Genomic DNA, 16446 nt, shown 5'->3' with positions numbered 1-16446 from the left:
TTCAGAACGGAACCCGCACACGGACCATGGCGCCGCCTTCCCGACCTGCGGGCGTCATATCAACCTGAATGTCCCGCAGATTGAGTAGGAACTCCCGGGAAAGGGCCCGGTTCCACTTATGCGCCGCCGTTACCGATCCGTAAATACTGCCCGCGTAAAAGCCGCTGCCCACCAGGCCGATCAAAGCGCCCAGTCCTTCCAGGTCATTATGAAAGGCCTCGCCGGCGGCATACGCCATGCCGCCGATAAACAGACAACTCATCAGGGCGTCATGATACCGGCCGCAGTACACATACCCGCCGCCGGGGAATACGGCCAGCGCTCCCGCCAGGCCCGGACGCTTCCGCCCGGCCAACGGAACCTGCTCCTTCAGCCGCCCGGTCAATTCACCCACCCGGTAAAGGGCCTGATGGCGATCGCTGATCCGGGCAAAAAACTCCCCGGCCCGGTTGACAGCCGCGGGATTCAGCAATGCCCCGGACTCGAGGCATAGCCAGCCGATATGGTACCAGACCCGATCGCGGATGTCAGCGTTATCGGTCGATTCCGCCAGTTCCCGCAACACAGCTTCAGCCAGTTCCATCCGGCCCAGTGTCTGATGGCAGCTGCTGGCCATGAAGCGCGCTTCAACGGCATACCGGTTGCCGGGCTCTTTTTTATATATGGCTTGGAAAAGCGGCAGGGCCTTCTCAAATTCCCGGGACCGGAAAAAAGCCAGGGCGAGCCGGAAGGCGGCATCATCGGTCTGAAAATGATCCGGGAAAAAAAAGAGAAACCGGCGGTATTCGGTTATGGCGGATTCGTATTCAGCCTGGTCGAAAAGGCTGTCGGCCAGATCGAGCTGCTGCTGCGCCGAAATGGTCAGCTCCTGTGATGAGCCGTTCGGCGGCAGAATGGCAGCGCAGAACAGAATGCCCATCAGGACCATTGCCGGGCTCATCATCCGGGCGCCGCAACCGGTTTTACCGGCCCCGCCAGAAATCATTGTTTTCCACCGGATCATAACACCGCCATCCGTTATCGGTCATTATCCGCGGGGCCGCTGACACCTCGTCCCTGCCGCAGCGCAGCAGCCGGTCGCAGGCCATGATCCATCCCATCATCAGCCCGTGCTTGCAGACAACATCCTGGCTGTATTGCGAACAGGAGGGATACATGGAGCACCGGTCGCCGTCAATGGGAGAAACGTGCCGGCGGAAAAAGCCAATCGCCGCGGGAACAAACCCGCCATCGGCCGGGGTGGCCGCATCGGATGGCGCTGGCGGCAACATAATTCTTTCCTCTCCTGCCGCCAAGGGTAAAGGCGACAACGGCAGGGAAATCACCACCACCAGCACCAGCCACAAGTACCACCTGCCGCCTGTCTTATTCATAATTGATGGCCTCTTGCCCCGCTGCATCGAGAAGACTTCATTGACAGGTCCTGTACCGGGCATCACCGCTGGGTGACGCGCAAGACCTCTTCGATACTGGTCACCCCTTCCACCACCTTGTCGATGCCGCTGTCCCGCAGGGTCTTCATGCCCTGCCGCACGGCCTCCGCCTCAATGCGGCCGGAATCATGCGTGGTCAGTATCAGGGTTTTGATCAGGTCATCCAGCACCATGATCTCGAAAATGGGCACCCTCCCGCTGTAGCCGGTATTCAGGCACTGGGCGCACCCTTTTTTCCGGTAAACAGGAACACCAACAAACGCCCGGGGCTCTCCGCCGATACTCCGGATGGTTTGCTCGTCCGGGATATACGATTCTTTGCAGTTCGGGCACAGCACCCGCACCAGCCGCTGGGCCAGTACGGCGATCACGGAGGAGGAGATCAGAAATGGCTCCACGCCGATATCCACCAGGCGGGTGATGGCGCTGGCCGAATCATTGGTGTGCAGGGTGGAAAACACCAGGTGTCCGGTCAGCGCCGACTGGACGGCGATCTCCGAGGTTTCCTTGTCCCGGATTTCTCCGACCAGAATGACGTCCGGATCCTGCCGGACGATGGAGCGCAGTCCGCGGGCAAAGGTCAGACCGATTTTCTGGTTCACCTGGATCTGGTTGATGCCGCTGATCTGGTACTCCACCGGATCTTCAATGGTGATGATATTGATATCCGGCGTATTGATGGAAGAAAGGGCCGCATAGAGAGTGGTTGTCTTGCCGCTGCCGGTGGGACCGGTGACCAGAATAATTCCGTTGGCATACCGGATCAGACGATACAGCAGATTGTATTCCTTTTCCGGCAGCCCGATTTCCTGAAGATGAAGCAGGGTGCCCGACTTGTTCAGCAGTCGCAGCACCAGCCGCTCTCCGGCGGTAATGGGAATGGACGACACCCGGATATCGATTTCCTGATTACCCGTCCTCACCTGCAGGCGGCCGTCCTGGGGCAGCCGCTTTTCCGCGATGTTCATATTGGCCATGACCTTGATGCGGGAGACCAGGGCCGGCTGAATTCTTTTGGGCGGCGTCAGAAAATCATACAAAATCCCGTCCACGCGGTAACGGATCTTGAAACTGTCCTGGTAGGCTTCCAGATGGATATCGCTGGCCTGAGCCTTGACCGCCTCGGAAACGATATGGTTGACCAGCCGGATGATCGGCGCCGAACTGGCGTCGTCCAGCAGGTCAGCCGTCCGGTCGATTTCGTCGAAAATATCGCCGGCGCTCTCCATGTCACGGACCAGGTCTTCGGCCGCTTCCCCGCCCTTGTCATATAAGCTGCTGATGGCCAGACGGATGGCGTCCCGGGTCGACAGCACCAGCGTATATTCCTCCACGCCAAGGATGCGGACGAAATCGGCAATGGGTTCCAGACTGGAAGGGTCATTGATGGCGATACGGCATCCCCGCCCCTGCGATAAATCATCCAGCGCCCTTTCGACAGGAACCAGCATATGGCGTTTTAAAAACTGGGCCGGCACCTTCTCGACAACATCGTTATGATTTTCCGCGGCCGGCAGATGTTCCAGAAACGGAATGCCGTAAAGCAGGCTTCTGGCGGCCAGAAGCTGGTGCTCCGTGAGAAGTTTCCGCTTGATCAACTGCCCGGCAAAATCCGCCCGTTCTCCCTCAAACAGCCGGTTCACCTTTTCCAGCTGTTGAGGCGGCAAATCCAGCCGGTCCTGTATTATCCGTAATAAACGATGGCTCATCAGTTTTCCGCTTAAGGCGTTTCTGCCGGGGGAGGGCTTTCCTGAGATTGCCCTTGTCCCGCCGGTTCTTCGCCGTTAGAGACTACCGCGTCTCCGCCGCCCGATTCTTCCATTCGCCCCCGGCCGGTTTCGGCTCCGGACTCGAAAGCCGTCGGGGATGCAGTGGATCGACGATCCAGAAATATATTTTTGATAACGTTCCCTTCTTCATCCGTTTCCTCGGCCGCGGCCTCTTCCGGGGCATCTCCGGCTCCGCTATTCTCTTCCGTAACGGTTCCGGCATCAGACGGTGCCCCGGCGGAGGCGCTACCGTCGTTTACCGCGTGATCATCTGATTCTTCTCCGCGGCCGCTTTCCGGCGGTAGCATTCCGCTCGTGTCGCCGGTTGCGTCGGAAGCGCCCGCCCCGTCACCGATACTTTTCTCCCCGCCCGCGGGGGATTTATCCGGGGAGGGGAAAAGGTTGAACTCACCACCGGTAACCGCTTCCATTTCCGTCTCTTTATCCTGCATGATCCTGTCCGCCTCACTGCGGTCCTTAATAACATGAGGCGTCAAGAAAACGAACAGGTTGGTGCGGTCTGTGGCGTCGTTGAGACTCTGGAACAGGTAGCCAAAAATGGGGATGTCCCCGAGGCAGGGCACCCGGTATTCCGACCTTGTCATGGTATCGTCAATCAGTCCGCCGATAACAATGGTATGATTGTCATGAACAATCACGTTGGTTTCGATGGTGCGCTTCAGGGTTGAAGGCTTATCGGAGTAAGTGACCGCCGACACCTGGTCCAGCCGGGTTACTTCCTGGGAAATGTCCATCCGGATCAGCCGGTTTTCATTGATCTGCGGTTTTATCTTCAGCTTGATGCCGATATCATTATACTCGTAATTATTGTAAGTTTCCGAAGCGTCCGTGGTGCCGGTCTTGGTCAGATAAGGGATGTTTTTCCCGACGGTGATGGATGCTTCCGTATTGTCAGTGGTCATGATCTGCGGGGTGGACAAAATATGAACATCCTTATCCCGCTTATACGCCTGGGCAATGGCGGCCACGCTGGGGAACATGACGCCGCCGATGTTAATCGCTTCGCTGAAAGCGCCCAGAGAAAGACCGGCCGGCAAGGTGGCCACGCCGGCATCGTTGACCATTCCGTAGATATTCGAATAGGCGGTGCCGGCGCCGCCGAATCCCCCGACGTAGGCGCCGTCCCGGTCATTGTAATGGGTCTCGCCCCCGGCCATCCACTCCACGCCCAGGATAAAGTCCTTGTTGACATTGACTTCGACGATCAGGCACTCGATATAAACCATGGACCGGGGGATATCCAGTTTTTCAATAATCTCCTTGAGCACCAGGAAATCATCCCGTTCCGCCATAATGATCAGGCTGTTGGTGGCCGGATCGGCGGTAATACTCACTTCTTTTGATATCACCGGCGTCTTCTTGGGACCGGCTTCTTTCTTCTCCCCCTCGCCGCCCTTGGGTAGATTCAGCAGAACCTCCGTCATCTCCTCGGCATCGGCGTTTTTCAGGAAAACCACGTGAATGCTTTCCTTGCCGGAAGGAACTTTCTTGTCCAGAATGGTAATCAGCTGCTTGATCTGCCGGGTTTCCGTTTCACTGGCCAGGAGCACGATGGAATTGGAGCGGTCATCGGCCACCATCCGGACGCCTTCATCCGCGCCTTTTGCTTTAGCCTGTTTGCTCTGAAACATGCTTTCCAGAATGGTCACCAGCTTGGTGGCATCGGAATACTCCAGGGGGGTCACCGAAACCTGCCGCCCGATACCGGTCACGTCGATGACGTGGAGGATGTTCATCAGGCGTTTAATATTGGAATGATAATCCGTGACGATAAGCATGTTGGTGGATGGATAAGCCAGAATGATACCGGCTTTGGAAACCAGGGGCACGAAAAGCTGTTTGACCTCGTTGGGGTCCCCGAACTTCAGCGGTATGATCTGGGTCACCACCTTGTCTTCCGCGCTTTCCGGCTCGATGCCGGCCAGGCCGGTTTCGACGCTTTTGCTGCGCGCGTCCATATCCTTGACGACCTTGATAATCGAACCGGACTGGACGGTGGTGTACCCGTGGACCTCCAGGACCGACTCAAAGACCTGGTAAGCCTCTTCCACGGATATCTTGGCCGGCGAGATGATCGTGATTTTTCCCTTGACCTGCTCGTCCACCACAAAATTCCTGCCGGTAAGTTCACTGATGAATTTAATGAAAACGGCCAGATCCACATCGTTAAAGTCAACGGACACCAGTCGATCGGCCTCGTTCCCGGCCGGAGAAGGCGGCACTGTTTCCACCGACCGGTCGGCTTCCACCGGCTGTTCACCGGCTGCCGGAAGCAGCAGACAGATCAGCAGGGCCAGAACGCATCCGGCCATCTTCCCCATTCGTTTTATTCTATCTGTCAACAAGATAACCTCCCGCCTTGTATGCCCGGTTTTACCGGACCGCATTCCGGCTGCACGTCTGTCCATCACCGGATGGTGTATTTGATGAAGCGACTTCGTTCCCCCCGCTTGATTTCCAGCATCAGTTCGGAAGCGGAGCTCAAGTTCCGATAGACTTCCATGCAGTCATCCACCGTATTAATTCGCCGGCTGTTGACGCCGACGATGATATCCTTGTCCTGAAGCCCCATATCCTTGAAAATCGACCCCGATGTTACATTATCCAGGCGCAGGCCGTCCGGCTTGCCGTCGGAAAAATGAGGGCGGACGCGAACGCTTCTCATCAGTTCATTGACGTTATTAAACGACTTCTCCACATCGGCCCGGTTGAGGGTAACACTGGTCACGTCCCCCCTCTCGCTGGCACGAAGATTATCTCTGTCCCCGAGTTTGCCTTCCGTCGACTTTCCGGTTTCCGATGTCGCGGCCGTCCGTTCCTCGGGTATTTCCAGCACTTCATCCCGACCGTCAATCGTCAGGACAACCTTCTTTCTCACAATCATTTTGATCCGGGCCTGGTCAATGGCATCGCCCACCCGGTAAAGCTTCTGGCTGCGGTCCTTGACCTGTTCGATGACCGCGAACGAATCCCTGTCCGAACCGGATATGGTGCCCAGCAGCCTCAAATCCAGGTCGGTTCTTTTCATGTTATCAAGGTCCAGGGTGCCGGCCGTTCCTCCGGTTTTTTCCCGGGCCTTGAAAATATTGCGTTGCGCGATAACGGAATATTCCCCCGGCTGGCGATTGACCGCTGTTTCCCGGGGGCGATCCTCCCTGGCGGATGAACCTTCCGCGGGCAGGATCGCTTCCATCCGGTTGAGGACAACCTTGTAAAAAAGGCCCACCCCCAGGTAGACGGCCAGGGTCAGCAGCAAAAAATTAACAACCGGCGCGATTTTTTTGACCATTATTTCAACACACCATCCGGCCGCAACGGGTATCCCCCCCGGCCACTGCGGTTTACGTTTATTGAAACCCGAACTGGGGAGACTGAATCGTCCCGGTCAGTTTGACCGGGATCCCCTTTCCGCCCTGTTCCTTTTTCATTAAAAGATCGATGGGCAGGGTCTTGCCGGCCTGTTTTAAAAACGACGCCTGCGGTCTTAAAAACCCCTTCAGATTCAGCACGCTCATCTGATAGGGTTGACGGACCAGAATGTCGCCGGAGAACTCACCCTCTATCTCCGGTCCCTTGACGGTACAGGCCTTGATCTCCATCCGCCGCCTTGTGGCCGACACATCCGCATCCACAACACTCAATCGCAGGGACTGAAAGTCCAGCACCGGCGCGGCCAGCGTCACGGTGATATCGGAAAACACGAGGTGCGATTCCGCCTGGACGTCATCCTTTTCGAATTTCGCTTTCAGGGTCCCGTTCATCCGGCCGGAAAAACGGTGCGTCGTCAGTCGCCTTAACCAGTCGACATTCTCAAGCGTCAGGTTCCCGGCCTGGAGGTCGGCCTCGGCCTCCCTGTCTTTCGTGATCCGGCACTTGCCGCTGATGACACCGCCATAAGCCCCGGCTTTAATGTAACAGACCGAAGACGATCCGAAAAGCGACCACAACCCCGGCCGCAACCGGATATAATCCGTGCGGGTTATCGGCTCCTTGTTATAAGACCAGGCCACGTCCCTGAAGTTTACCCCCGGAGGAAACACCAGGCCGACCCGGCCGATGCCGGCACCCAGCTGGGGATGAAGACGCTTGACCGCTCTCTGGGCGAAATCCCGCGCGGAATCCCCGGGGAAACGCCAGAAAAGCAACAGCAGCGCGACCGCCGTCAGATAAAACCCGTAAGCGATTTTTTTGCGCCGGCCGAATAAGGGCATGTCTTTATCTCGCCACATCATCAGTGTTTCCGGGCCTTCCATTTTCATCCCGCTATCGTGACCACCTGCATGACCGCGTCAACGCCGCCGATATCCTTCTCCTGCCGCGAAATGGAAACCCGCTTCACGAATACCATGCTGCGGGACGTCTCGATTTTATACATATAGGACACCAGATTCTCCAGGCTGACGGCTTCCATTTTCAGTTCCACCAGCGATAACCGGCTTTCCCCCTGTCCGGTTTCCTCGGTGGACGGCTTCATATAAGTAATATTCTCTTTTACGCCGGCTTCTCCGGCCAGCTGGTCAAGAAACGAAAACAGCGTGAAATTTTCCTCACGTCCCTGCGTCCCGGACAGGGAATCATTGACCCTGCGGCTGACGGAAACGACCTCTTTCTGGACAGTCAACATCTGTTGAAGCATTTCTTTTTTCTCGGCCAGTTTTTTCTCCAGGCGGGCCTGCTGGCCGGACAGGGGGACGATCACAAACCGGACCAGCAGGAAGACCACGACAAAAACGGCCCCGCAATTGACCAGGATCCGTTCCCGCCGGTTCAACCCGGCCATCATTGCGGAAAAACGCTGCCACCAGTCCTTAAGATTTTTCATGTTTTTCTCACCCGCCCCGTCTGCCTTTACTGCAACTCCAGACGCAGCTTGAAGCTGACACGCTTGTCCACCTTGCTCATGGTGGCGGAACTGATGTCGATTTTACTTAAAAAAACGCTCTTGCCGAACTCGCTTTTTAACGCGTCCACGGCATTAAACGAATCCGTGCTTCCGGAAAGGATCACATCGTCCGGACCGATCGACAGCTTTTCTATGATCACGTCATTGTCGGGAGGAACAAACCGGCTGATGTCGTTCAAAATATCGATACAGTAGGCCTTCCGGCTCATTTCCGCCGGCAGGCCGCTTTTGCCCTTGAGCCGGTCGAACTCCATCCGCATCTGAACCAGCGGTTCGTCCACCAGGGGGACGTCGGGAAAGCTTTCCCTGAAAATCGCCGCCATCCGGGCATCTACCGCCGCGATCCGGTCGCGCCCCGTTTTCAGATCATAGTAAAAACCGAATAAACCGATCGCCATCACCAGCGCCGCGATCAGCCCGGTACGGACCATGACATTACTGTATTGACGCCACTTCCCGGTAACCGCCAGTTCGTCTTTGCGAAAATTGATGACCGGCCGGCTGACCCGCTTGAGCAGGGCCAGGCAGAGAGCGATCTCACAGCCACCGGCTTCCCCGTTGACAGCGGCGGCACTTCCGGCCGGGGCCAGTCCGGCCAGGCCGGCCATATCCAGGGGACCGACGCTGATACCCGGGGCGGGGGCAACCGTCTCCTTCATCCCTGGAATCCGGTACAGAATGTCCGTCAGGAAAACCGTGCCCGGATGAAAGTCAGACGCCTGTCGTTCTTCGTCAGCGATAAGGATATGATTGAGGGTGTCGGCCACCGCTTTTGGCCGGATCTGATCCGCGTTTCCCGTCATCATCGTATGAACGAATCTGACCCCCCCTCCGGCAAAACCCCCGACCGTCAACCGCCGGGGGTCTCCATCGGCGAAAATCCCGTTGTCTTTATACGCCGATAGAACGGAAACGGCCGCAAAGGCCCGGGAGGTGATGATTTCCGGTTCGAGCCCCAGGGCGTTGAGTTTCCCGATGAACTCCCGCAACCGGGGCTTGAATGCTGCCGCGACAAAAAAGTCGGTGCCGCTATCGGACAGCCGTGAAGCGGCCGCCGGCTGGAAATCGATGATCGCGTCTTCAAGCGCGAACGGCAGCAGCGGTTCCAGTTCATAGGCGATCACCTTGGCGATTTTTTTCCGGTCCGAAAACGGCATGCTGATGATACGATAAAAAATGTCGTCATCAGGAAAAGAAACGACGCACAGCGCGTCCCGGAAATCCACCGTCTCCTGAATCCGGGCCAGGGCTTCGGCCAGACCGGGCCATTCACCGTTGCCGTCAAGGGGCACCCGTTCACAGGCCGCGACCCGTTGTTCTCCGCGGCCGAAGGTCACCACCGCCATGGATATGGCCTGGACGGAGAAGTCTACCCCGATGATTTTTACATCCATATTGCAGCGCCGTCGCCTAAAATATCCCGTTGTTGCCGTTCATGAGCCTTAACCCGGCTACCTAATAAGACAGGTATATATTATCATTCGGAATAACTCAATACCTGACAGACGATTTTACCAGACTCCGGATCCTTCAGCCGGCGGACCGCGGCGGTTCTCGTCATTTGAAGGTCATGCAGAGAAGCCGTCACCGCTATTTCGAAAAAATCGCTCCGGTTGGTGACAAGATTGGCGTTCATGGTAACCTCCTCGCACCCGGGAACATTTTTATACCAGTCCGGACGGCTCAAGTCATGAACGTATTTTTCATCGGACATTTCCGTTCGGTACTCGGCCAGTTCCGCTCCCAGGTGCGCGTCCTCCAGAGGCAGCAGCGCGGACAGCACGAAAAAAGGCGCGGTGTTGATGTTAATCCGGCCGTCAAAGGTAAACCCGTCGCGGCCGGCCGCTTCCGTCCGGCCGAAAACGGTCACGCAGTCGACCAGACTGTACCCGGCATGGGGGGTGCTGAAAACCTCGGGAGGAATCCCTTTGACCAGGGCCAGCTCGCTGATATCCATGACGGGACCGTTGCGACACGCGTAAGGGGGCGTCTGATCCAGATAATAATCCGATTCGGCGCCGTCCAGGCCGGTGGTGGCGTCATCATCGCCGGAATCGAGCCAGTCCTTGACGGCGTTGACAATGGGTATGGGTTCGATGTTACTGTCCTGGGCCTGGCTGATGCTGATCAGTTCAAAAAAGCGGAGCCACAGCATCCGCTGATTCTCGTTAAACTCCCGGCCTCCGGGAAAATCCACCAGGGCGTTCACCTGCAGCCGGCTCCTCAAATCGGTGATCTGAAGTCGCACCCGGCCCTCTTCAAAGGGAAACTCTCCGACGATTTCCGCCAGGGCCGTGGCGTCGGCCCACTGTTCCTGGAGCGAGTCGGTTTCGGTATTGTTCCGGTCGTCGATCAGAACCGCCTCACCGATACTGAATCCGGACTGGATCATATGCGACATGGTCACGCGGTCACGGAAAAGCGCCGCTGAAGCCACGGTTTCCCGTATATTCCGATTCATTTCCACGACAGCCGCCGTCAGCAGGGCCACGATCATCAGGGTAATAATCAGGGCCATGCCGTCGTTGCCGGAACCGGTGGCGATCCTTTTACAGCGCATGGGCGATCTTCTTTCTGTGAACGGGCAGCACGACCATGGTTTCAAAGGGAAGGATTCCATTAATTCCTTCCAGTTCAAGGCTGATGCGGACGGCGACCGGCGTGGCATACGAGAAGTCGCCGGAGTCGGAATCCCAGGCGTCATATTCCCGGCCTTCTTCGTCAAAACAGGCGACGCGGAAAGACTTGACGTGTCGGCATAAAACCGGTTCCATTTTTTCCTCATCCCTTTGGGAAAAACGATCCGGCCGGTCACCTCCCTGTAACGCCTCGTCCCGGCGCATGAGGACCTGATCGTCCTCACCGGTTTTTCTCAGGGAATAGGCAATGCGCCCGGTTCTGGCCGGGATTCCGCCGCCCATGGGCAGATGAGAAAAAGCGGTAAATTCCAGCCGGGACTCCTCGCATAAAAACCGGTCCGGGTCCGGATCATCATCAATGTCCGGGATTTTATAAGCCGGCGCCACTGGCACAAAAACGCACGTTAAATCCGTGGCCATCCGGTCCAGGCATATCCGCGCCTCCTCGAACAGGACGGTGTCTTCCTGCATCGCATCCGTCCGGGTCAGCAGAAACGACAATGATCCCATCAGAACGGAAACCAGCACGGCAAAAATCGAGAGCGCCACCATGATCTCGATGAGGGTAAATCCGGAAGTAGGACCAGCACCAGGTCGGGGCCATCGCCTTCCGCCGGGCTGAATGTCACTTGCGCAGAAAAACATAGCTCCTCATGGAAAATTTACGGCCATCATCGGCGGCGGATATGGTGACGTTGACCTGTTTCAAATCGGTCACCGCGTTTTTGAGGGTTTCAGAGGAAACATCCAGGGTGCTGACCTGCCAGCTGTAGCCCGGAAAATTTTCAAAAGATCCCGATCCGCCGGTTTCAGCCGGGATGATCCCGCCGCTGATTTCGGCCATTTTCTGCTGCGCCAGCAGGGGCGCGACTGTATAAAACCGGGCAACGCTTTCCGCCGCGATGGCCTGGGAGAAAAGCTTGTAGGCGGCGACAAAAACCGTGGCCACCACCGCCACGGCCACCATGATCTCCATCAGCGTAAACCCGTTCGCCCGGAGGCGGCTTTTGTCCCGGCCGTGGTTCATATCTCCTGCTCCCAGGGCTGACCGAAACGGATGTATCCGTCATACACGGTGACACCGGGCAGAAAGGGTTCCAGATACAGGGAAAAACGGTCATCTCCGTTCCGCGCGTGGATAATCGCGCGTTCACAATACCCTTTTTCTGAAAAGAGGATATCGACACTCTGGTCGGTGATCGCTTCCCCCTCCGGAAAAAGAACGCCGGTAATGTCAAGAGAGCCGCCGCAGGAAAACGGGGCCAGCGGTTTCCGTCGGTCGGATGGCTTGACCGTGTCCGGAATCGCCTCGGCGTCCGCTAAAGACGGTTGCTCGACCGGCGGCGGCGCCAGCGCTATGGGGATGAAGCGATTGCCGTCCACATCCACCCGCAGGACATAGGGAACCTGATCCGTTACCGCTCTTGTCCTCATCACGGTTCGTTGCGCCATCAGCCAGCGGATCATTTTGTTTTTATTGTTGAACGTGAAAAAACCGGACAGCCGCGGAAAGGAAAAAACCAGCATAAACGCGATCAGGGAGACAACTACCGAAATTTCAATAAGCGTGAATCCACGTGAATTACTCCCGGCCGGGCGGGGGGAAGGTATCGATATCGTCTGTCCGACCGTGTTGGATGGATGAACCAATGGCAAAATTACGCATTAAAATATGTACGCGGGATTTTAAGGGAAAGCAGCGGCCACCATGATTCATTGCCCGGCAGGGCACAATGGCTATTCCAGTTCCCAGCTTTTGACATCCGCGTTCTCCCCTTCGCCTCCGGCTACGCCGTCGCCGCCGTAGGAGACAATATCACAATCATGGTGAACGCCGGGACTGAGGTAAATATAATCGTTTCCCCAGGGGTCTTTGGGAACCTTGCCTTTTTGCAGATAACCGCCCTCCCGCCACCGGTCAACCCCCGGTCCCGTCTCGGGTTTGGTGACAAGGGCGTCCAGTCCCTGGGAGGTAGTGGGATAACTGCCCATGTCGATCTTATAAAGATCAAGCGCCGTCTGCAGGGTTTCAATGGTCATCTTGGCTTTGAGCTGCCTGGCTTCACCCGGACGGTTCAGGATTCTCGGTGCCACCGATACCGCCAGGATACCCAGGATGACCAGAACGACCATCAACTCGATAAGGGTAAACCCGGCACGCGGGTTACCGGGGAAAAAGCGTTTTCCGTTGTCTGCAAACATGTTAAAAAAGGCGCCTCAACCCGTTGGGATTAAAAAAAAACGGGAACGATTCCGGATTGTTTATCGTTCCCGAGATCATCTTCCGTGACGACTAATGGCTGTTGATTCTTTCCCGCAGGCTCTGGGAGCATTTGAAAGTAATGACCCTCCGGCTGTTTAACATCAGGTCTTCGCCCGTGGCCGGATTCCGTCCTTTTCTCTGGTTCTTTTGCTTTACGCAGAACTTCCCGAATCCGCTGATCATCAAGTCTTCACCGCTTTCCAGGGTGCCTTTGATCAACTCCAGAAGATCTTCAACCAGTTCGTCGCATCGTTTCCTCGGAAGACCGGTTTCTTCCTGAACAGAATCAATAATCTCGCTCTTCGTCAAAGTCATACCATACTCCTTTTGGCAAGCATTACGTGTCTTACGGTCACTTGTGCTGAAATGTTGTCTTATTGCGCTCCTGACTGACGCGACCAACTGTCCGGAAAGATCCAGGCTCTCCAACTGTTTGATATAGATAAGCTTAAATATTTCCTTTGTCAAGAAATTTGATTCGATTTCTCTGCCATTTACGTCAGGCCCGTCTCCCAGTTCCAATCTCCCGGGCGTTTCTTTACCGACAGGCCCTCGGGAAGGGGTTCAACCAGCCGGACAAACAGAGAATATCCGTTCTTTTCCAGCCGGTCGCGCTGCTTTTGAATATCCAGAAGCCAGTCGGGATAGATCCAGAAACAGCCGCCATTGTTAACGATCCGGGCGGGTTCCTTGCGCGGGCTTAAAAATGGTTTCGCCTCTTCAAGATCAGCGGGGGCGGTCCGCGCCAGGCATAGGGGCCAGGCCCCGGCCACGACAATGCCCAGAGGCAGGGGGCTCCGGTTGCCCAGCAGAAAGAAATCGGCGCCGGCCAGTTCCGGGCTGACAATGGCGCCGGCGCACCCCATCCCGGCGACCATGGCCAGGGAAAGGGGGTTGGTCAGGTTACAGAACGGTCCCACCCAGATCTCCAGGGGCTCCGGATGCTTGAAAAGAGAAAGCTGCCAGGGAGCATTGACCACAAACCGGCGGGCCCGGCCGCGAAGGGCCTGATCCACCCATCCCTGGATCTTATCGGCGTCCTCCTGCCATATCACCGGCGGCAGCCATAACCAGCAGGAAGCCAGATCCTTTTTCCCGGCCGCCTGCCGCAGGTTCTCCTCGGAAAGCCAGAGGCCGATATCGGTCCGGGGTCTCCGGGACCGGGGCCAGAATCGGTACACGTCCAACTCCCGGGGTGACATAACGGCTTTTTTCCGGAAAGGCGCAAACGGCTTGGACTTGACGGGGCGAGAGGACGGTTCCGGCTGTTGCCCGAAACCGTTTTCCATTTCGCGGATGCGTTGGGAAAGCGACGGCTCCATGCGGTCGATCAGAAACACCGGCGTGCCTTTGGCGGGCATCTTGGCCGGAGGGATTTTCAGATGAAGCCGGCCATGCCGGGGAACCGATCTTCCTACCTTATATATATAGTGACCGGGCCGGTCCTCATAACCGATCCGCAGCAGGTCGCCGCCCAGCAGATCGAACCGCGGCGATACATGGCTGTTTTGCCCGCCGGCCATGACATTGCCGATAAAACAGCCGGAGGCGGTCTCCTCCCCCTGGCTGGTCGGCGAAAAACGGCGCTGGGGCAGAAAATAATAGTGCGTGGGCGGCCGGCCAAGGGCCTGCTCCAGGTACTGCAGGGCGTTCTTCTTCATGACCGGGTCGGTGCCCTCGTCCCGCAGAATCTTGTATGCGGTGACGGTATAATAAACGTAATGGGGGCCCTTTTTCCGGCCCTCGATTTTCCAGGCGGCGATTTCCGGAATGCCGAGAAGCGGTTTGACCAGCACGTCCAGGGACAAATCCAGGCAGGAGAAAAACCGTCCGGATTTGTTGCCCTGGGAATACATCCTGCGGCAGGGCTGAACGCATTGCCCCCGAAGCCCGCTTTTCCCTCCCAGATAACTGCTCCAGTAACATCTTCCCGACACGCCATAGCAGAGGGCCCCGTGGATAAAGATCTCCAGGTCCAGGCCCGAAGGGCAGGCGGCGGCCATCTGCCTGATTTCATCGATGGTCAGTTCCCGGGGCAGGACCACCCGGCTGACCCCGGGCAGCGCCGCCGCCGTCTTCAGGCCTGACGCGAAGGTCACCGCCGCCAGGGTGGATAAATGGATCTGTCCGCCGAAACCGGCCCGGCGCAGGAGTTCCACAAAAGCCAGGTCCTGGATGATAACGGCATCGGGCCGCACATATCCGGCCAGGGTCGCGGCCAGAGACCCGGCCTGATCCAGCTCATCGGGCTTGACCAGAGCATTCATGGCCACATAAACGGCCGTGCCCCGGTCATGGGCCATGGCCACCAGGCGAGCCAGTTCCTCCGGCGTGAAATTTTCCGCGGTCATGCGGGCGGAAAACTGCTTCAGCCCGCAGTAAACGGCATCGGCCCCGGCGGCCAGAGCCGCGAAAAAGGAAGCCCGGTTCCCGGCCGGGGCCAGGATTGACGGTTTGGCGGTCGGAATCTTTTGAGGAGTAGAGGTTTTCTGGTCAGGTGCCAAGGCGTTGTATTCTAAAAAAAGGTTTAAGGTTCAAGGTGTAGGGTATACGGTTTAAAATTTAAGGTTCAAGGTTCAAGGAACAGGGTACAGGGTACGGGGTACGGGTACAAGGATTTTTCATGTTTTTCAAAGCAGTAAAGCATAACACAAAAGTCCCCCTCAACTTATTCCACCTTACACCTTGAACCCTGTACCTTGAACCTTAAACCTTGTTCCCCCGCGCGGCGGCCCTAAAACCATTGACACCCGGGGTGAACCTTGCTATTGATCCAAGTTTGAAAAACGGTTCTTTCCCTTTGTTTATCGGTTGTTCATCGTAACGATCTTAGAAAAAATTAAGGAGTATGGAATCATGGAAAAATGGACCTGGCGTATTATGTTGCTGATGCTGGCGGCGATGGCGTTCAGCGGTTCGGCCGTCGCGGCGGAGAAAAAAGTCATCGCGCTTTCCTACAGCATTTTCTTCCCGCCCACCCACGAGCAGTGCAAGGCCGGGGAAGCCTGGGCCCGGGAAATCGAAAAGCGCACCGACGGCGCCGTCAAGATCAATGTTTTCCCCGGCGGCACCCTGACCAAGGCCGAAGCCTGCTATGACGGCGTGGTCAACGGCATATCGGATCTGGGCATGTCCTGTTTCGCCTACACCCGGGGCCGGTTCCCGATAATGGAGGCCGCGGATCTTCCCCTGGGTTATGCCAGCGGCATGGTGGCCACGAAAGCCGTGGACGCGTTTTACCGGAAAACCCAGCCCGATGAGCTCAAGGACGTCAAGGTCCTTTATCTCCACGCCCATGGCCCGGGCCTGCTGCACACCAAGAAAAAAGTCGCCGCTTTAGAAGAAATGAAAGGGCTCAAAATCCGTTCCACGGGATTAAGCGCCAAGGTGGTGGAAGCCCTCGGCGGCGTTCCCGTGG

Annotated in this window: 16 protein-coding genes; 1 reads left to right on the top strand and 15 read right to left on the bottom strand. The window is 56.9% G+C overall.

The features are described from left to right. Nucleotide 1: 1 nt before the first annotated feature. The 15 genes from AB1724_19255 to AB1724_19185 all read right to left on the bottom strand — a co-directional run bounded on the left by AB1724_19255 (nucleotide 2) and on the right by AB1724_19185 (nucleotide 15532). The gene (locus AB1724_19255) at nucleotides 2-985 is read right to left on the bottom strand and encodes a tetratricopeptide repeat protein (protein ID MEW6079954.1); all 984 of its coding nucleotides are present in this window, start codon (nucleotides 983-985) and stop codon (nucleotides 2-4) included. Further along, nucleotides 963-1373 (bottom strand): membrane protein insertion efficiency factor YidD, encoded by a 411-nt coding sequence (gene yidD, locus AB1724_19250; protein ID MEW6079953.1) that lies wholly within the window; start codon nucleotides 1371-1373, stop codon nucleotides 963-965. Before yidD ends, AB1724_19255 begins: the two co-directional genes overlap by 23 nt. Nucleotides 1374-1435: 62 nt before the next feature. Next, entirely contained in the window at nucleotides 1436-3142 is a 1707-nt protein-coding gene (gene gspE, locus AB1724_19245) for a type II secretion system ATPase GspE (protein ID MEW6079952.1), read from the bottom strand. 11 nt (nucleotides 3143-3153) lie between these two features. Continuing rightward, nucleotides 3154-5565 carry a type II secretion system secretin GspD gene (gene gspD, locus AB1724_19240; protein ID MEW6079951.1) on the bottom strand — a complete coding sequence of 804 codons (2412 nt, stop codon included), beginning with the start codon at nucleotides 5563-5565 and terminating at the stop codon, nucleotides 3154-3156. 65 nt (nucleotides 5566-5630) lie between these two features. Further along, on the bottom strand, nucleotides 5631-6512 hold the full coding sequence (gspC, locus tag AB1724_19235) for a type II secretion system protein GspC (protein ID MEW6079950.1): 882 nt from the start codon (nucleotides 6510-6512) through the stop codon (nucleotides 5631-5633). Nucleotides 6513-6570: 58 nt separating this feature from the next. After that, nucleotides 6571-7455, bottom strand: coding sequence for a type II secretion system protein GspN (gene gspN / locus AB1724_19230; protein ID MEW6079949.1), 885 nt, complete (start codon nucleotides 7453-7455; stop codon nucleotides 6571-6573). Between the two features lie 23 nt (nucleotides 7456-7478). Next, nucleotides 7479-8045 carry a type II secretion system protein GspM gene (gspM, locus tag AB1724_19225; protein MEW6079948.1) on the bottom strand — a complete coding sequence of 189 codons (567 nt, stop codon included), beginning with the start codon at nucleotides 8043-8045 and terminating at the stop codon, nucleotides 7479-7481. A 26-nt stretch (nucleotides 8046-8071) separates the two neighbouring features. Next, the gene (pilM, locus tag AB1724_19220) at nucleotides 8072-9520 is read right to left on the bottom strand and encodes a pilus assembly protein PilM (GenBank protein MEW6079947.1); all 1449 of its coding nucleotides are present in this window, start codon (nucleotides 9518-9520) and stop codon (nucleotides 8072-8074) included. Between the two features lie 83 nt (nucleotides 9521-9603). Further along, entirely contained in the window at nucleotides 9604-10686 is a 1083-nt protein-coding gene (locus AB1724_19215) for a hypothetical protein (GenBank protein ID MEW6079946.1), read from the bottom strand. Further along, complete coding sequence (locus AB1724_19210) at nucleotides 10676-11410, bottom strand: prepilin-type N-terminal cleavage/methylation domain-containing protein (protein ID MEW6079945.1); 735 nt, start codon at nucleotides 11408-11410, stop codon at nucleotides 10676-10678. The genes AB1724_19215 and AB1724_19210 overlap by 11 nt, the downstream gene beginning before the upstream one ends. Further along, nucleotides 11391-11792, bottom strand: coding sequence for a type II secretion system minor pseudopilin GspI (gene gspI / locus AB1724_19205; GenBank protein ID MEW6079944.1), 402 nt, complete (start codon nucleotides 11790-11792; stop codon nucleotides 11391-11393). The genes AB1724_19210 and gspI overlap by 20 nt, the downstream gene beginning before the upstream one ends. Further along, the gene (locus tag AB1724_19200; protein MEW6079943.1) at nucleotides 11789-12415 is read right to left on the bottom strand and encodes a prepilin-type N-terminal cleavage/methylation domain-containing protein; all 627 of its coding nucleotides are present in this window, start codon (nucleotides 12413-12415) and stop codon (nucleotides 11789-11791) included. Before AB1724_19200 ends, gspI begins: the two co-directional genes overlap by 4 nt. Nucleotides 12416-12502: 87 nt before the next feature. Beyond that, nucleotides 12503-12967, bottom strand: a complete 465-nt coding sequence (gene gspG / locus AB1724_19195; protein MEW6079942.1) for a type II secretion system major pseudopilin GspG — start codon at nucleotides 12965-12967, stop codon at nucleotides 12503-12505. A gap of 91 nt (nucleotides 12968-13058) precedes the next feature. Next, nucleotides 13059-13343: an integration host factor subunit alpha gene (locus AB1724_19190; GenBank protein MEW6079941.1), complete on the bottom strand. Its 285-nt coding sequence runs from the start codon at nucleotides 13341-13343 to the stop codon at nucleotides 13059-13061. Nucleotides 13344-13522: 179 nt separating this feature from the next. Next, complete coding sequence (locus AB1724_19185; GenBank protein ID MEW6079940.1) at nucleotides 13523-15532, bottom strand: U32 family peptidase; 2010 nt, start codon at nucleotides 15530-15532, stop codon at nucleotides 13523-13525. A 352-nt stretch (nucleotides 15533-15884) separates the two neighbouring features. Here AB1724_19185 and AB1724_19180 point away from each other — a divergent pair. Beyond that, nucleotides 15885-16446: C4-dicarboxylate ABC transporter substrate-binding protein (locus AB1724_19180; protein MEW6079939.1), on the top strand; the 562-nt coding region annotated here is incomplete at its 3' end.

The organism is Thermodesulfobacteriota bacterium, assembly GCA_040753795.1.
In the GTDB taxonomy this organism is placed as follows: domain Bacteria; phylum Desulfobacterota; class Desulfobacteria; order Desulfobacterales; family Desulfosudaceae; genus JBFMDX01.
Note: the sequence above shows the minus strand (reverse complement) of the source record. Positions and strands in the feature narration are given on the sequence as shown.